The 17028-nt window shown below is 64.4% G+C and carries 14 protein-coding genes and 1 riboswitch; of the genes, 3 read left to right on the top strand and 11 right to left on the bottom strand.

Annotated elements, in window-relative coordinates; translation table 11 throughout:
• Positions 1–5: 5 nt before the first annotated feature.
• The 3 genes from crcB to AC07RV_RS23885 all read right to left on the bottom strand — a co-directional run bounded on the left by crcB (position 6) and on the right by AC07RV_RS23885 (position 5711).
• Positions 6–395 (bottom strand): fluoride efflux transporter CrcB, encoded by a 390-nt coding sequence (gene crcB / locus AC07RV_RS23895; protein WP_108137394.1) that lies wholly within the window; start codon positions 393–395, stop codon positions 6–8.
• A gap of 83 nt (positions 396–478) precedes the next feature.
• Positions 479–541, bottom strand: a riboswitch (Fluoride riboswitch).
• Positions 542–709: 168 nt separating this feature from the next.
• The gene (locus AC07RV_RS23890; RefSeq protein WP_108137393.1) at positions 710–2659 is read right to left on the bottom strand and encodes a cytochrome c/FTR1 family iron permease; all 1950 of its coding nucleotides are present in this window, start codon (positions 2657–2659) and stop codon (positions 710–712) included.
• Between the two features lie 127 nt (positions 2660–2786).
• Positions 2787–5711, bottom strand: coding sequence for a heavy metal translocating P-type ATPase (locus AC07RV_RS23885; protein WP_181361135.1), 2925 nt, complete (start codon positions 5709–5711; stop codon positions 2787–2789).
• Between the two features lie 178 nt (positions 5712–5889).
• Here AC07RV_RS23885 and cadR point away from each other — a divergent pair, with 178 nt between their 5' ends.
• On the top strand, positions 5890–6330 hold the full coding sequence (gene cadR / locus AC07RV_RS23880) for a Cd(II)/Pb(II)-responsive transcriptional regulator (protein ID WP_492714269.1): 441 nt from the start codon (positions 5890–5892) through the stop codon (positions 6328–6330).
• 70 nt (positions 6331–6400) lie between these two features.
• Here cadR and merR read toward each other — a convergent pair whose 3' ends face one another.
• A complete protein-coding gene (gene merR / locus AC07RV_RS23875) occupies positions 6401–6793 on the bottom strand; it encodes a mercury resistance transcriptional regulator MerR (RefSeq protein WP_108137392.1) in 393 nt (130 codons plus the stop codon).
• A gap of 65 nt (positions 6794–6858) precedes the next feature.
• Between merR and merC the strand changes: the two genes are divergently transcribed.
• Both merC and AC07RV_RS23865 read left to right on the top strand, forming a co-directional pair.
• Positions 6859–7281 carry an organomercurial transporter MerC gene (gene merC / locus AC07RV_RS23870; RefSeq protein ID WP_108137391.1) on the top strand — a complete coding sequence of 141 codons (423 nt, stop codon included), beginning with the start codon at positions 6859–6861 and terminating at the stop codon, positions 7279–7281.
• Between the two features lie 26 nt (positions 7282–7307).
• Positions 7308–7556 (top strand): GDCCVxC domain-containing (seleno)protein, encoded by a 249-nt coding sequence (locus AC07RV_RS23865; RefSeq protein WP_296723210.1) that lies wholly within the window; start codon positions 7308–7310, stop codon positions 7554–7556.
• A 154-nt stretch (positions 7557–7710) separates the two neighbouring features.
• Here AC07RV_RS23865 and AC07RV_RS23860 read toward each other — a convergent pair whose 3' ends face one another.
• The 7 genes from AC07RV_RS23860 to AC07RV_RS23830 form a co-directional block, all read right to left on the bottom strand.
• Positions 7711–8175 carry a copper-binding protein gene (locus AC07RV_RS23860; protein ID WP_108137389.1) on the bottom strand — a complete coding sequence of 155 codons (465 nt, stop codon included), beginning with the start codon at positions 8173–8175 and terminating at the stop codon, positions 7711–7713.
• Positions 8176–8250: 75 nt separating this feature from the next.
• Positions 8251–8556 carry a hypothetical protein gene (locus tag AC07RV_RS23855; protein ID WP_108137388.1) on the bottom strand — a complete coding sequence of 102 codons (306 nt, stop codon included), beginning with the start codon at positions 8554–8556 and terminating at the stop codon, positions 8251–8253.
• Between the two features lie 421 nt (positions 8557–8977).
• Positions 8978–12148: an efflux RND transporter permease subunit gene (locus tag AC07RV_RS23850; protein ID WP_108137387.1), complete on the bottom strand. Its 3171-nt coding sequence runs from the start codon at positions 12146–12148 to the stop codon at positions 8978–8980.
• On the bottom strand, positions 12145–13872 hold the full coding sequence (locus tag AC07RV_RS23845) for an efflux RND transporter periplasmic adaptor subunit (protein WP_108137386.1): 1728 nt from the start codon (positions 13870–13872) through the stop codon (positions 12145–12147). Before AC07RV_RS23845 ends, AC07RV_RS23850 begins: the two co-directional genes overlap by 4 nt.
• Positions 13869–15233: a TolC family protein gene (locus AC07RV_RS23840; protein WP_108137385.1), complete on the bottom strand. Its 1365-nt coding sequence runs from the start codon at positions 15231–15233 to the stop codon at positions 13869–13871. Before AC07RV_RS23840 ends, AC07RV_RS23845 begins: the two co-directional genes overlap by 4 nt.
• A gap of 137 nt (positions 15234–15370) precedes the next feature.
• Positions 15371–15820 (bottom strand): hypothetical protein, encoded by a 450-nt coding sequence (locus AC07RV_RS23835; protein WP_108137384.1) that lies wholly within the window; start codon positions 15818–15820, stop codon positions 15371–15373.
• A 276-nt stretch (positions 15821–16096) separates the two neighbouring features.
• On the bottom strand, positions 16097–16546 hold the full coding sequence (locus AC07RV_RS23830) for a hypothetical protein (protein WP_108137383.1): 450 nt from the start codon (positions 16544–16546) through the stop codon (positions 16097–16099).
• Between the last annotated feature and the right edge of the window lie 482 nt (positions 16547–17028).

The following is a 17028-nucleotide window of genomic DNA, read 5'->3' as shown; positions in this document are numbered from 1 at the left end:
TCCTGTTAGGCCCTGACGAACAAGGCGTTGGCGATCAGGATGCCGATCCCGGTCAGGATCAGCGAGCCGACCAGGTGCACGCTCGCCGCGCCCAGGGCCCACCAATGCTCATGCCGGCCGATCAGCGTCACGACCTCGACGGAAAAGGTGGAGAACGTCGTCAGGCCGCCCATGAAGCCGGTGATGATGAGCAGCCGCCACTTGGGAGCAACGCCGGCGTTGTGCGTGAAGAAGGCGCTGGCCGCGCCGACCAGCAGACCGCCGATGAGGTTGGCGGCCAGCGTTCCCAAGGGGATGGTGGGAAACACCGGGTTGAGCCACCCGCCAAGCCACCAGCGCAGCAAAGCGCCGCAACCGGCACCACCGAAGACTGCAAGGAATGAAAAGCCGCTCATGTCGCTCCTTGGTCAAAGAGGCCAGAGCGAACGGTGCTGGGTGCGGTTGACGCATCGGCAATACCTACGCTGGCCCGTTGGGGACCTTGGTAGGCATCATCAGCCCGAGTGGGCGGTTTGGGAGGTATGCCATCTCCGCTGAAATCAGTATATCGACGCGTTCATTGGAGGGCAACGCAACGACAGAGACCACCAGGGCGGGTTTTTCGGGCGGCCCCTTGCCATGCGACGTTGCGTCCTCCCGAAAGGCGGGCGCATGCAGCGCGGTCAACGCATTGGGCCGAAGTCAAAGCGCCTTGAAATTGCGTTGAGCATCATGCCGACTGCAGTTGGCGAGCCCTCATCGAGTTCAGCGCAAAGCCCGCCAGCGCAATGATCAGGACCACGGCTTGCGCGATGGTGGTCTCCGCGGACGGATACATCCCGAGTACCTCGATGCGGGGCCAGTGGATTGGACTGGCGCTGAGCCACCCTGCCTCCTGGAGGCCGGCAACACCCTTGCCCGCGAGCACCACTGCGAGCACGGCCACCAGGATCGAGCTGAGGCTGAAGAATTTACCTATGGGCATGCGAGCGCTGGTGCGCAGCATGAGCCATCCGATGGCCGCGAGGATGGCCATCCCACCCAGCAGCCCGCCGAGCAAGGCGCCGTTGTTGCCATCACCGGCCAGCGCCGAGTAGAACAACACCGTCTCGAAGACCTCGCGGTAGACAGCGATGAACGACAGTGCGAACAGTGCCCACGCCGAGCGACGCGTCATCGCTGCGGAGAGCTTTTCCTTCAAATAGGCCTGCCACTTACCGGCGGTGCTCTTCTGGTGCATCCAGAGACCCACGCTCAGCAACACGATGGCCGCGAAGAGCGACGACACCCCTTCGGTCACCTCCCGGCTGGCGCCGCTGATGCTCACGAAATAGGTTGCCACGGCCCAGGTCAGGCCGCCGCAAGCGAGCGCCACGATCCAACCGCCATGCACGTAGGCCAGGACATCGCGCCGTTCCGCTTTCTTCAGGAAGGCCACCATGCCGACGACGATCAGCAGCGCTTCCACGCCTTCTCGAAGCAGGATGGTGAGCGAGGCGATGAACGTGGTCAGCGGATCGGCCTTGTCCGCCCCCAGTTCGTTGTCGACCTGTGCAAAGAGGTAGTCCAGCTTCTGCGCCGCAGCATCGGCTTGCTCCAGCTTGCCACTGGCGAGCGCACCGCGATAGGCCAGCATGGAGTTTTCCACTTCGGTGAGCAGCACCTGGTTGCGCGCGCGCAATGCAGGCTCGAGTGGCTCAAACCCATCCAGGTAGGCCGACAGACCCAAGCGCGTCGCGTTGGCCTGGTCACCTGCGCGTGCTGCGGCAAGGCTCTCCTGAAGACGCGAGCGGGCCAGGCCCAGTCCGCCCGGACCGCTCGCGGCAACGGTGGCTTCCGGGTGGCTTCGAACGTAGGCGGTGAGGTCGCGCGCCGCGTCTGGAGACATCCGCTCCGACAAGGCAGCCTCGGTCAGTGTGGCAGCGGCCGCCAGGTCCGGAAAGACGGCCTTGGCGGCAGCATCTCGTCCCCATGCCTGTTCACCGCGCGTGCGCATCGCATCGTCGTGCGACAGCGTTCCAGCGAAAAATGCCAATGCCCATCGATCCTCGTCGGGGAGCGTCGCGAAACTGGGCATCGGCGTGCCGGCGACACCTTGAGAGGCGACCTGATAGAGCGCGAGCACGCTGCGCGAGCGGGCCCGGTCGCGATCGGTGAACGCGATCGGCGGCGGGGTCAGTTTGGCGCCCAGTGGGCCATCGCCCCGGCCGGTCGCCCCGTGGCATGCGGCGCAGTTGGCTTCGAACAGCACCTTGGCGCGCACGAGATCTGGCGGCTTGGATGGCGAGAGCGGGAACGGGTAGGCCTTGACCAGTGCCGCAGCCAATGAATGGGCGCTGTCGGCCACCGCCTTTGCATCTGACTTCGCCGCGATGAGCTCGCTCAGCGCTGTGGCCTGGCGTTGCAGATCCGGGAGCGCCGGCGTGCTCGGCAGTGCGGCGAGCTGCTGCCCAGCCGTTGCAGCGAACTCCTTCATCTCTTCGTATTCGCTGGCGCTCTGGACCTTGCCGTCGCGCACGGCGCCGCCGTAATCGACCGCAAGGTAATCCAGCAACTGCCAGGTCTGCTTGGCCTGGTCACTCGCAGCGGAGTCCGCAGCCCAGGCAAGAGAAGACGACCAGAGCGCGAGAAGCGCCGCCATTGCCAGGAATCGCCTGACGCGGAGGGAGAGCATTTTCATGTTGTAGTAGTGCTATTGATTCTCATTTTATCGATGGCTCGCATTGCCGCCTGGGTAAATGGTGGAAGTGACTCCAGGCAGCCGCGCGAAGACAAGGGGCGGGCCGCAAGGCCCGAGAAATCCCCTTTCAGCTGTTGTGGACCTTGGCTACTGCGGGCGGGCGCAGCAGGCGCAGACCGTTGAAGACGACCGCAAGGCTGGCACCCATGTCGGCCAGGATCGCGAGCCACAAACTGGCATGGCCGGTGAACGCAAGGACCATGAAGATGGCCTTGATCCCGAGGGCGAACACGATGTTGGCCGTCAAGATGCCGCCGACGCGCTGCGACAGCCGGATGAACTCCGGCAGCTTGCGCAGATCGTCCTGCATCAGCGCCACATCGGCGGTCTCGATCGCCGTGTCCGTGCCGGCCGCGCCCATCGCAAAGCCAATGCTCGACTTCGCCAGCGCGGGCGCATCGTTGACGCCATCTCCCACCATGCCAACGGGACCACGTCCGAGCAGTTCCTCGATGGCTTGCAGTTTGTCCTGCGGCAGCAACTCGCCCTTCGCATTGGCGATACCCACCTGGGTCGCCACTGCCTGCGCGGTTTTCTTGTTGTCGCCGGTAAGCATGACCGGTTCGATCCCGAGCGACTTGAGTTCCTCGATGGCCTGGCGGCTGGTTTCGCGCACGGTGTCGGCCACGCCCAACACCGCCAGGACCTCTTGCGTGGTGGCCAGGACTACGGCGGTCTTTGCCTGAAATTCCAGTGCATCGAGCTGCGCTTCCAGTTCGGGCGAGCAGATGCCAAGCTCCTCGATGAGCCGGTGATTGCCCACGTAGTAGGTGCGGCCGTCCACATCGCCCTTGACGCCGCGCCCGGGGATCGCTTCGAACCGCTCGACGGTGACCAGCGGCGCATTGCCGTATCCAGAGACGATGGCCGTGGCCACGGGGTGCTCCGACAGCACATCGATGCTTGCGGCGAGGCGCAGTGCCTCGTCTTTCGTCATGGCGCCCTGCGGGATGACGTTCGTGAGCGCGGGACGCCCATGGGTCAGCGTGCCGGTTTTGTCCAGCGCCACGGACTTCAGGTGTCGGCCCTGCTCGAGGTAGAGGCCACCCTTGACCAGGATGCCGCGACGCGCAGCAGCAGCCAGGCCGCTCACCACGGTGACCGGCGTGGAGATCACCAGCGCACAGGGACAGGCGATGACCAGCATCACCAGCGCCTTGTAGACCCATTCGAACCACGGTTGGCCGAAGGCGAGCGGAGGAACGACCGCGACGGCGAGCGCGACCGCGAACACCGCGGGCGTGTAGATGCTGGCGAATTTGTCGACAAAGCGCTGCGTGGGTGCACGCTGACCCTGCGCTTCCTGGACCGATCGCGCAATGCGGTCCAGCGTGGTCTCGCCCTTGCGCGAGGTAACGCGAAATTCCAGCGTGCCGCGTTCGTTGATGGTGCCGGCAAAGACCGTGGCGCCAACGACCTTTTCCACCGGCATGCTCTCGCCGGTGATCGGCGCCTGGTTCACCGAGGATTGACCCGCGACGACTTCGCCATCGAGCGCGATGCGCTCCCCTGGACGCACGCGCACGACGCTCCCAAGGGGCACCGTGTCCGCCTTGACTTCGCTCCACTGCCCGTCGGGCTGGCGCACCAGCGCGCTCTCTGGCGCGAGGTCCATCAGCTTGCGGATCGCATTGCGGGCCCGGTCCAGGCTCAATGCTTCGATCATCTCGGCGATGCCGAAAAGCCAGATCACCACCGCAGCCTCGGGCCACTGACCGATCAGTGCCGCGCCGATGACGGCAACCGTCATCAGCAGGTTCATGTTCAGCGACCGCGTCTTCAGCGCGATCCAGCCCTTCTTGAGGGTCTGCGTGCCGCCCAAACCAATCGCGGCAAGACTGGCCAGAATGATGGGCCAGGAGGCCTCTGGCGTCCCGGCGAAGACCATGGCCTCGGCGCCAAGCGCCAGCACGCCGGAGAGGACCATGCGAATCCATTGCCCACGCGAAATGCCAGTGCCGAATTTACGCGTGACAGAAGGCGCTGGCTCACTGGCGCTTCGCAGCACCGGCGCCATGCCGAGCCTCTCGATCGCCGCCGTCACCGGGGCGAGGTCGGCAAGCTCGTGGCTCACCGTCAGCGTGCGGCCCATCAGGTTGAAGTCCAGTGCTTTCACGCCCGGCATGCCCTCGAGCGCCTTGCGCAGCAAGCCTTCTTCGGTCGGGCAGTCCATCTTCTCGATGAGGTACACGGCCTGACCTTGAGGGCCCTGGCCGCCAGCGCGCTCGACGGTCGCTTTCATGCCCACGTCACTTAGCGCTTTGAGGATCGGGGCGGTGTCCGGCAGGTGATGTTGGACATCGAGCCGACGCCCCATCAAATCGAAATCCAGCCGCTCAATGCCGTCGACTGCGCCGAGGCGCTTGCGAATCGTGGCCTCTTCCGTCGGACAGTCCATGTTGGAGATGAAGAAGCGCGTGGCGTTTCCTATTGCAGGTGCTGCAAGGGGCGCATGCGAAGCCACCACGGGGGCCGGGTCGTCAGCAGCCGGCGCCGCGCTGCCTTCGGCCTTCTCGACGGGCCGCATTCCCAGGCCCTGGATGGTTCGGGCAATGGAGGCCGTATCGGCGAGCGAATGGGACACCGTCAGTGTGTGGGCCTTCAGATCGAAGTCCACGGCCTGTACGCCCTCCAGAGGCTCCAGCGCCGAGCGCAACTGACGCTCTTCGCTGGGGCAGTCCATCTCCTCGATGAAGTAGACGACCTGCTGCGATGCGGGTGCCACGGCCGCCTGCATGCCGATGTCGTGCAGCGCGCGCAGGATGGCGTTCTGACCGGCTGGTTCGTGTGTGACCTCGAGGCGGCGACCGGCCAGGTCGAAAACCATCCCCCGGATGCCATCGACCTGCGCCAGGCGCTTGCGGATCTGGGCCTCCTCGCTGGGACAGTCCATGTTGGCGATCCCGAAATGGGTCACGAGTGGCTCGACGATCGCCGTCGCGCCCGCTGAACAGCACGCTGTGGTGCAGGAGGTTTCGGTGTCTGCTTTCATTGATCGATCCGTTCGTCTTCAAGAGTCAGGTGGTGAGGCCGGCCGGCCCTGCCAGTCTCTGCGCAGGAGAGCCGAAGCGCAGATGCCACCAGCCTTGGAACAGGCGCCGGTCGCCTTGTGCTCCCACCTACAGGGGCTATTTCACACCTTGGAGCGGCTCCAAGGTCAAGCGGCTACGATGCTTGTCCCGATAACATGCGAGCGTTGCGCAATGAAAATTGGTGAGTTGAGCCACGCCACCGGCGTGGACGCCGACACGATCCGGTTCTACGAGAAGACGGGTGTGCTGCCGCCGCCTGCCCGGCAGACCAACGGATACCGGGCATATGGGCCGGAGCACGTCGACGGACTGTCCTTTGTCCGCCACTGCCGGGCCCTGGATATTCCGCTGGCTGATGTCAGGCGACTGCTGAATTTCACATCCCGTCCGGATGAGGATTGCGAAGACATCAACCGACTGGTCGATGAGCAGATTGCGAGGGTGCGTGCCCGCTTGACCAGCTTGAAAGCACTGGAAAAACAGCTGACCGCACTTCGCGCCCGATGCTCCTCGGGGCATCAAGCGAAAGAGTGCGGCATCCTTGGCGAGTTGGTCTCCGCAGCGCAACGAGAAGGTTAGTCCAAACAGTTGCGCCGGGAAGCGCGAACCCGGGTTTCCTTTCGTGCTCCCTGGAAGATGCGCGCCCGGGCTATTCCTGCAGCGCCGCGATCAATGGGCACGGCAGGCTGGCGCGACTCGAGCAGCAGTCGTCAACCAAGTTCGCCAGGACAGACTCCATGCGATGCAGGTCTGCCAGCTTGGCTCGCACCACGGCAAGTTTTTGCTCCCCAAGCTGACGAGCTTCGGCGCAATGCGTTCCGTCTTCCAATGTCAGCAAACCCGCCACCTCGTCGAGACTGAAACCGAGGCGTTGCGCAGCCCTCACGAACCGTACTCTCGCCACATCTTTCTGACCGTAGCGCCGGATGCCGCCATATGGCTTGACCGGCTGCGGCAGCAGCCCCTTGCGTTGGTAGAACCGGATGGTCTCCACATTGACCCCGGCTGCGTCTGCGAACACGCCGATGCTCAGGTTGTCCATGCCACTTGACTCCGTACTTGACTACGGAAGTATTGTGGCTCTCTCGAAAGACAAGGAACCGACCAATGGAATGGATCACGCGTGTCGCCGACAAGGCCGGCGCCTTGGGCAGCATCGTCTCGGCAGCCTCATGCCCGACATGCTTTCCCGCGTTCGCTGGTCTCGGCTCGGCCATGGGCCTGGGATGCTTCGCCGAGTATGAAGGCCTCTTCATCAACACACTGCTCCCGCTCTTCGCGGCGATTGCACTGATCGCCAACGCGCTTGGCTGGTTGCGTCATCGGCAATGGCACCGCAGCGTACTGGGCATGGTCGGTCCGGTGATGGTGCTCGCGGCCATGCTTCTGTTCTTTGGTCGGTGGTGGACCGCGAATCTGCTGTACATGGGTCTGGCGTTGATGGTCGGCATTTCGATCTGGGACCTCCTGTCACCCGCACATGAGCGTTGCTGCGCGGCTGGCTGCGAGAGCGGGCGGGTACATCCATGACCCAAGGACAGAATCTGCACAACGCGATGGTTCTCGACTCGGTGTTGACGTGCCCGCATTGCGGCCATGCGAAGTGCGAAGACATGCCTGTAGACGCCTGCCAGTTCTTCTACGAGTGCGAAAGATGCAAGCGCTTGCTGCGTCCACTGCCCGGCGATTGCTGCGTGTTTTGCTCGTTCGGGTCGGTGAAATGCCCACCAATCCAGGCGCAGAGGTCATGTTGCGGAGGCGATCCGCGCCTACGCGTAGGCGCGGATCGCGTTTCTTCAACGTGACGGCGGCCGTGGCATAGCTACTGTGCCCTCAGGGCACCAGAAGACGACGGTGCAAAGTGCTCGGCCGCCCGCTTTGCGCTGCAGGACGCGCGGACAGCCCGCAGTGCGGAGTTCTCGCTCCTGTGGGATGGCTCGCGCCGTCTCGTAGCTCGCCCTACTTGACCGAGGACACGACGTAACTGTCGCCTTCCTTCTGGAACCCGACGTGGACCTTCTTCCCGACAGCGAGCTTGTCGAGAAGCGCCTTGTCCTTGACGGCAAAGGCCATGGTCATCGCGGGCCAGCCCAGGCTCTTGACGGGGCCGTGCGCCAAGGTCACCTTGCCTTGAGCTGCATCGACGGCCTTGACGACGGCATCGGCCTCGTGAATTCTGGACTTGACTGCCTTCGTCGCGCCTTTGTCATCCATGCCCTTCATCATGTCCTGGCACTTTTTGGCATCCATGTCCTTCATGTCCATGCCTTCCATCCCTTCCATCCCTTTCATCCCTTTCATGTTCATGCAGTTGTGCATGTCCTTGCCCTCCATCTTCATGTGGCCCGTGTCGCCGGTCTGGGCGAAGGTCGCCACGGAAAAAGACACAGCAGCGATCAAGGTTGCGGTCGAGAAAAATTTCATGATGGATTTCCTTTTCTGAGTTTGAATGGGACTCGCCCTCCGGCGAGTCCCTACGGTGAAAGCGTTTTCAGTGGCTCATAGCGCGGGGTTTGCACATGCCTTCAACTGAGCTTCGTAGCGCGCCTTGCGTATCCGGTTCTCCCCTGGCGTGGTCAGTGCGCGGGGGCCGTGGTCGAGCGGAAGCACCAGAGGATCGGGCGGGCACTTCACTGGCTGGCCTGTGGTGCTGTCGACTCTGACGGTGCTGGTGCCTTGAGCGGCCACTGCCGCTTGTCTGTTCGCACGCGCTTTCTCGATGGCCTGGAAGTCGGGGCCTGCCAGTGCGGGCCAGCCCGCGCTGAACGTCAAGGCGCCGATGACGGAAATAAGCAGCTTTTTCATGATGTTCTCCTATGGTTGATCGGATCTGAGAGTTCGGGGAAACCGATCTGATCAATCCAACCACCGGCAGAACGCGATGCGTACAGGCCATCGCAGACGTCCGTCTCCGGCGTCGAAGAACCAGGCAGAAGCCGGCTGTGATACCGCCTGCCTGCTCCATGTTTCGGGTTCGTGCTCTCGAGCTTCGGCCTCGCCGGTGAACCCATCGGCGGCCGGCGCGGGAGCCATGGCGCAGGCCGCGCATGTCTGGCAATCCTCGGCGCTTGCGGGCTGGGAACCCGAAGCGCTCGAGGCGACCATGATGGGCCCCGTTTGCTGGAGCGTCGCGACGGAGCCTGTCGCACGCGCTGCAGAGCCCAGCAGCAAGGCCAGGCAAAGGCCGATTGCGGTCGCCCATCCGATGTGACGACGGCTTGAATGCTCAAGCGGCGACATGACGACGTCTCCAGAACATCCACCGTGAGGCTCCGGACTCCCGCGGCCGGCGCATCAGCAGGTACGCCGCAGGGATCACGAACATCGACAGCAAAGGCGCTGTGATCATCCCGCCCACCATCGGTGCGGCAATTCGCTGCATCACCTCGGAGCCGGTGCCGGTTCCCCACATGATCGGGAACAGGCCCGCCAGGATGACGGCCACTGTCATGGCCTTGGGGCGCACACGCAACACCGCGCCTTCCCGGATCGCGTCCAGCAGGTCAGCCGTGCTCGTCTTGCCTTGGTCGATGCGGTCGTCCCAGGCGTGTTTCAGGTACAGCAGCATGATCACGCCGAACTCCGCCGACACCCCCGCAAGCGCGATGAATCCGACCGCGCCGGCAACGGACAGGTTGTAGCTGAGCAGATAGAGCAGCCAGATGCCACCGACCAATGCGAATGGCAGTGCCGCCATGATCAGCAGGGCTTCGTCGAAGCGCTTGAAGGTCAGGTACAGCAGCACGAAGATGATCAGCAGCGTGAACGGCACCACCACCTTCAGCTTCGCCGTGGCCCGCTCCAGGAACTCGAACTGACCGGACCATGACACCGCGTAGCCCGGCGGCAGCTTCACCTCCTTGGTCACCACGCGCTGCATGTCTTGCACCGCCGAGCGCAGGTCTCGTCCCCGAATGTCCACATAGACCCAGCCGGACAGCCGCGCGTTCTCGCTGCGCAGCATCGGCGGCCCGTCGGTGACACGAATGTCAGCCACGTCGGAGAGCACGAGCCGTGCGCCGCGCTCGGTGACGATCGGAAGGGCTCGCAGTTGCTCCAGCGAGTCGCGGATCTCCCGGGGGTAGCGCACGTTGATCGGGAAACGCTGCAGGCCTTCGACCGTCTCGCCAATGTTCTCGCCGCCCACCGCCGAGGCGATGACAGATTGCACGTCGGCGATGTTCATGCCGAACCGCGCCGCATCGTCGCGCTTGATGTTCACATCCACGTAGCGCCCGCCAGTCAGCCGCTCGGCCAACGCGCTCGACACGCCCGGCACGTCCTTTAGGACGCGCTCGATCTCGCCTGTGATGCGGTCGATGGTCGCGAGGTCCGTGCCTGCCACCTTGACCCCTACCGGGCTCTTGATACCTGTGGCCAGCATGTCGATGCGGTTGCGGATCGGCGGCACCCAGATGTTTGTCAGGCCAGGCACCTTGACGATGCGATCCAGTTCTTCGACCAGCTTGTCCTGCGTCATGCCGGCGCGCCACTGCTCGCGTGGCTTGAATTGGATGGTCGTTTCGAACATCTCCATCGGTGCCGGATCGGTTGCCGACTCGGCGCGTCCGGCCTTGCCGTATACGCTCGCCACCTCGGGAACTGTTTTGATCAGACGGTCGGTCTGTTGCAGCAGTTCGCTGGCCTTGCCCGCCGAGAGGCCTGGCAGTGCCGAGGGCATGTAGAGCAGATCGCCTTCGTCCAGGCGTGGCATGAACTCGCCGCCGATGTGCTGCAGCGGCCACAGACTCAGCACCAGCACGACCACGGCGCCCGACAGCGTCAGTTTGGGCCAGCGCAGCACTGCGTTCAGCAACGGTTGATAGACCGCGATGAGAAGCCGGTTCAACGGGTTGGTTTTCTCATCGGGAATCCTGCCGCGAATCAGGTAGCCCATCAGCACCGGAATCAATGTCACCGAGAGGCCGGCGGCGGCGGCCATCGCGTAAGTCTTGGTGAAGGCCAGCGGCGAGAACATGCGTCCTTCCTGGGCCTCCAGCGTGAAGACCGGGATGAACGACAGCGTGATGATGAGCAGCGAGAAGAACAGCGCGGGGCCCACCTCGGCGGCCGAGTCCGCGATCACGCGCCAATGGGTTTCTCCGTGCAGCGTCTGGTTCGGGTGATCGTGCTTCCACTTCTCGATGTGTTTGTGAGCGTTCTCGATCATCACCACGGCGGCATCCACCATTGCGCCGATGGCGATCGCGATGCCACCGAGCGACATGATGTTGGCATTGACGCCCTGGTAGCGCATCACGATGAAGGCCGCCAGGATGCCGATCGGCAGCGAGACGATCGCGACGAACGCGGAGCGCAGGTGGAACAGGAAGATGAAACACACCACCGCGACGACGATGAATTCCTCGAGCAGCTTGAAACCCAGGTTGCGGACCGCGCGCTCGATCAGGTTGGATCGGTCGTAGATCGGCACGATCTCTACCCCCTTGGGCAGGCTGGCCTGCAGGGTCTGGAGCTTTTCCTTGACGGCGGTGATTGTCTCCAGCGCGTTCTTGCCCGAGCGCATCACGATCACGCCGCCGACGGCCTCGCCTTCACCATCGAGCTCGCCGATGCCGCGGCGCATCTCCGGACCGACCTGGATGCGCGCGACGTCGCCCAGGCGAACCGACACACCGGCATCGGTCGTCATCAGCGGAATCTTGCGGAAATCCTCTAGGCTCTGCAGATACCCCGACGCTCGCACCATGTACTCGGCCTCGCCGAGCTCGAGCACCGAGCCACCGGTCTCCTGATTGGCTTTCTGGATCGCCTCCACCACCTTGGTGTGTGGAATCCGGTAGGCGGCGAGTTTCGCGGGATCGAGCACGACTTGGTACTGACGCACCATGCCACCGATGGAGGCCACCTCTGCCACGTTAGGCACGGTTTTCAGCTCGTACTTGAGGAACCAGTCCTGCAAGGCGCGCAGTTGAGAGGCGTCCTGTGTGCCGCCGCGGTCGACCAGCGCGTATTGATAGATCCAGCCCACCCCGGTGGCATCCGGGCCGAGCGAGGCCTTGGCGCCAGCCGGCAGGCGCGACTGCACCTGGTTCAGGTATTCCAGCACCCGCGAGCGCGCCCAGTACAGGTCTGTCCCGTCCTCGAACAGCACGTAGACAAACGAGTCCCCGAAGAAGGAGTAACCGCGGACCGTCTTGGCGCCCGGCACCGACAGCATGGTCGTCGTGAGCGGGTACGTGATCTGGTTCTCGACAATGCGCGGTGCCTGGCCCGGATAGGTCGTGCGGATGATGACCTGCACGTCCGAGAGGTCGGGCAGTGCGTCCAGCGGCGTGCGCAGGACGGAGTACACGCCCCAAGCGCTGAGCATCACCGTGGCCAGCAGCACGAGGAAGCGGTTGGCGATGGACCACCGAATGAGCTTGGCGATCATGGCTTGCTTCCGGGAACTGCGGGCGCAGTTGGCGCAGCGACCGAGGCCGCTCTGGGGTCTGCGACTGGGCCTGCTGCAGGAGTGAATGCCATCGGCGTCACTCGGGTCAGTTGAGGCAAGTCGTCCGTGTCGATGAAGAACTCGAAGCTCGCACGGTCACCGGGCTTCAGGTTGCCTGGTGCGCCGCCGGGCGGCAGCTTGAACTCCATGGTCATCGCTCCCCACTTCATCGTCGGGATCGGCCCGTGCGAGAAGGTCATCGCGTCCTTGGTGATGCTTTCCACCTTGCCTTCGCCCACATGCCTTGGGGCGCCCGCAGCCGGTGCACCCGGCGTGGCAGCGGCCGCCGTCGCAGGCGCCCCCGCGCTGGGCGCAGCGTTCAGGCGCGCCTCGACACCCTTGAGACTGGCCTCCGAGTCGATCAGGAACTGCGAGGACACCACGACGCGCTGGCCAGCCTGCAGCCCGCGCTTTATCTCGGTCTGCCCGCCGCTTTCGAGGCCTATTTCGACATCGACCGGCCGGAACCGGCCGTTGTCTTCCGCCAGCATGACAACCGAGCGCTTGCCCGTCTGGATGACGGCCTCGGTCGGGATCAGCAGTGCCTTGTCGGCGCGCGCGTCCGTGAACTGCATCGACACGAACATGCCGGGCACCAGCCGGCCGGTCGGATTGGTCAGCTCCATGCGCGCCTTCAGGGTGCGTGTGGCCGGATTCACATCGGGAAGAATGGCCTGCACCTTGCCGTCGAAGGTCTCGCCGGGCGCGGCAGGCGTTCTGGCCTGCACCCTGGCGCCCAGGCGCACCAGCGCTGCTTGGCTCTCGGGCACTTCGGCGTTGGCCCAGACGGTGGCAAGGCCGTTGATGCGAAACAGCGTGGTTCCCGCGCTCACCGTCATGCCTTCGCGCGCGGCCAGTTCTGTGACCACGCCCCCGATGGGCGCGGCCAAGGTGATGCGAGGCTGAGTGCGGCCGCTGCGCGCAACCAGTTCGATCTGCCCATCGTTCATGCCGACCTGGCGCATGCGTTGACGCGCTCCGTCGACCAGCGAGGCCAGGTCGGTGCCGCGCATGCGTTGCACCGACAGGAATTCCTCCTGTGCCGCGATCCAGTCCGGGACGTAGAGCTCGGCCAGGGCCTGGCCTTTTTTAACCTGATCGAGCGTGGCACGCACGTTCAGGCGTTCGACGTAGCCGGTCGCGCGGGCCTGCACGATGACTTGGTCGCGCTCATTGAAGGCGATGCTGCCGACTGTGGACACCTGTGGCGACACGCTGCCCTCGGACACGAGAGCGGTTCGCACGCCCAGATTCTGCTGCACCCGTGCACTCACCGTCACGCTGTTCTGGTCGCCCTCACCGCCTGCGTAGACGGGCGACATCATCATGTCCATGAACGGCGACTTGGCCGGCTTGTCGAACCGGTTTCCGGGCACCATGGGGTCGTGGTAATAGAGGATCTTCTTGCCGTTGGCGGGGTCGGTGTCGCCGGCCTTCAGTCCTGCTGCAATGTGGCGCCGTGTGGCGTCCTCGCCGGTCTCGTTAGGGGAAGTTGGCGATGCCATCTGGGCGCTCGCCGTGGGCACCGATGCCGCAGGGCTCCCGGCGGCGGGTGGCGAGGCCATGCTCCTGCCGCGCTGCAACCCGAAGGTGTACGCGCCAACGGCGGCTGCAGCGAGGACCGCCGCAGCGATCAATCCAAGGAAAAAGGGTTTGGTTTTCATTGTTGTGGCTCCTTGGCGTCCACGGCCGTTGTCGACGCGCCGGCGGCGAGTGCCGGGTGGCCGGCGGGAATCAGGAATTCGAGTTGGGCCCATAGGGCGGCGGTTTCCATCTCGAGGCGCAGGCGCTCCATGCGCGTGTCGATCTCCATGCGCCGCGCCTCGAGCGCGGCGCTCAAGGTGCCCGCGCCGCCGCGGTACGCAGCCAACACCGCTTTCGTGCGTTCGGCGGCGAGCGGAATGAGCGAACTGTCGTACAGCGCCAGTCGCTTCCGGTTGCTCTGCCATTGCTGCAGCCAGGAGTGCGCCTCGGCTGCACTCTCTCGCGTCGCTTCCTCGCGTTGAGCCTGCAGTTGTTCCACCAACGCCAACTTGGCCGCGAGCTCCCGCTCCTGGCGATTCTTTTGGTCGATCTGCAGCGGAATTGACACGTTCAGCGACACCATGTTCGAGTACGACGCGCCGCGCTGGCTGTACATCAGCTCGACACTCCAGTCGGAGCGCTTGTTGCTTTGCGCGATGTCGGCTTCCGCGCGCGCTACGGCCTCTTGCCGCGCCAACAGTACGATCTGCGGATGCTCGGCGATCTGAGCTTCCAGATTGCGGGCATCCAGGCGGACGGCGCTCAGATCCGGGAGTGCCGTCGAGAGCTGGGACGTGCCTGCCCCAACCCAGCGCGCCAGACGCGTCTGGGCTGTGGCGATCTGGCGTTCCTGCCCAAGGATGCGGTCGTCCAGTTGAGCCAGTGCGGAACGCGCCGTGAACACATCGGCCTGCGTGCCACGACTGCCGCGGTAGGCGGCGTCCGCTCCCTCGATCTGCAGGTTCAGTTCGGCTCGTTGCGTTTGCAACAGGTCCCGCATTCGCCCCTGGTAGTAGCGGTCGAGCCAGGCGGTCGCAGTGTCGCGACGCAGGTTGGCCAAGGCTACGGCGCGGCCCGCATCGGCGACCTCGGCTTCGCGGTCAAAGCGTGCCGCGCGGGCTTGGCGTTTGTCGGAACGGGTGAATTCCTGCATCACTCCGATCGAACGCATCGTCATGAAGTCGCGCGTGAGGCTAAAACGGTCGCTGCCATTGACCGGCAAATTGCTGATGCCGGCCTTCAATACGGGATCGGGCAACTGCCCGGCTGCCACAGCCATGGCGCGTGCGGCGCCGGCGGCCGCGTCCTGGGCCACAAGCTGGCGCGAACGCTCCTCGGCCAGCCGCAGCGCAGCGTCAAGGGAAAGCGACTGTTGTGCGTGGGCGCTCAATGCGAAGGTACTCGCGCTCAGCACCAGCGCTACAGCCCAGAGACAAACAGGGCGAAAGGGGTGGCGAGCGGATCGAGCGATCGGCGCAGCCGGAAAAGAAATGGGGAACATGGAGTCTCCTGACGAACCTGCGGATAGGTTGTCGGACCATACCGATGCGCCGAGCACAGCTCGACGAACACGGCAGGGCGCGACCGACGCGCCGCACCGGCCCACAAGAGGCCAGCGGCGCAAGGTCGGTCAGGCGATCAAGTTCGGTAGACGCAGTGCAGGATGGCGTGCGGCGGCGAAGCCGCAACCAATGCACTCAGGGAAGCCGCCGCGCAGCGCGGTGGGGGGGGCGTCTCAGGCGCCCATGGGGTCATCGGGTAAAGGGCCGACAGCAACACCGCGGGGACTGTCAACGTAGACGCATGGTCGCTTTGTTGGCCGTACTTGCAGTGCTCGGCACACAGGTTGCCGGAACTCGCGTCCGTCGCGCCGACCATGTCTGCGCAAGGCGACCCCTGCATGGAGGAGCCGCGGGCGTCCTCCGGTGCAGCAGCATCAGCATCCTGCGCCATCGGCATCTCGGAGGACGAACCACCCGCCAGACTTGCGGACAGTGCGGGGCAGGCGTAGGCGGCGATCGCTAACTGCGCGAACAGCAGCATGCCGATCAGGCCGCGAGCCACCATGCGCACGAGTCCGCGTTTCATCGCTGCGCCCCTGGCAACACCAGCACAAACACACGCCCAACGCAAGGTGCGTTGGCGAGCCGTGTGAGGTGGGTTGCAGTGATGGCCATGGAAAGAACGCGTGGAATGCGGCTGATGGAGTCAGTGCTTGTGAAGTGGTTCCACGAATTCTAGGCCCGTCGCACAAGAAAAGGGGCAAGCCGTGTCTATATGCATGGCTTGCGGTGGGTAGAGCGGGTGGTCGACGCGCGAACCTCTGGCAGCCCGTCGCCCTCAGGATCGGGCTGGCCTCCCGAATCAGCGGCGAACCGTCGCCGCTGCGTCCGGCAGTTGGCTCTGCTGGGTGAGGCGCTGCACCGGCGTGCCGAATTCCGGCTGCTCGCCGCGAAGGCGCGCGTACTCGGCGGCGGCTTGCCGGTAGGCGGGGCGCGTTGTGTCTGCGCCCGCTTCGCCGTTCGTGGCCGCGGCCAGACCTGAGCGCATCCATGCCAGCGTGTCCGCCTGGACCGTCGCGCGGGAGTTGGACGACACGCTCACGACGGCGCGCGGGTTGCCCTCCGGGTATCCCTGATCCACCGAACTCTGCAGCCAACGCTGCGTGTCCGCGACCACGGCTGCACGGCTGGTGCTCGACGTCAGGGGAACCGGGCGAGGATCGCCTTCGGCGTAGTTGCCGGCCAGTGCGGGGCCGGCGATCGCGCTGAGCAATGCGGCCAGCGTCAGGGAGGTCTTGAGGGAAGTCTTCATGTTCGATCCTTTGGCAATGAGAGGGTTGGCATTTCCGGAAATGAACAGCTCTGTGACTTGTCTCTTTCCGATGCATCAACTCTAGGGCGCGGGGCCGTGACAATCCGCACACGAAGATTACAGTTGTGTCATCAGCACGGTGCGCTCGACTGCGTTGCTTTGCATGCGTCATGCCAGTGCCGGTGGCACGGGCTCTGAACCTGCAAACACTGACGCCGAGATCGGCTGATCTGACGATCGAATCAGAAGTTTTCCGACAGACGGCACCCGCTAGTTGCCAATCATCAGATTAAATATCTGGTCGACTCCATGATCTGGTACTCGAGGTCGCTGCTGCATGTCCTGCTTTCGAGCTTTGCTCCTTTGGGCGCTCATACTGGCCGTTCCTTTTCAGGGATACGCGGCAGCGTCTATGGCTTTTTGTGAGTTCGAGCATTCCGAGGCTGCAACGGTAACTCAAGCAGATCCGCATCGGCACTCGA

The organism is Variovorax sp. GW821-FHT09B01, assembly GCF_059418345.1.
The sequence above is the reverse complement of the archived record's forward strand: the minus strand, read 5'-3'. Positions and strand labels throughout refer to the sequence as shown.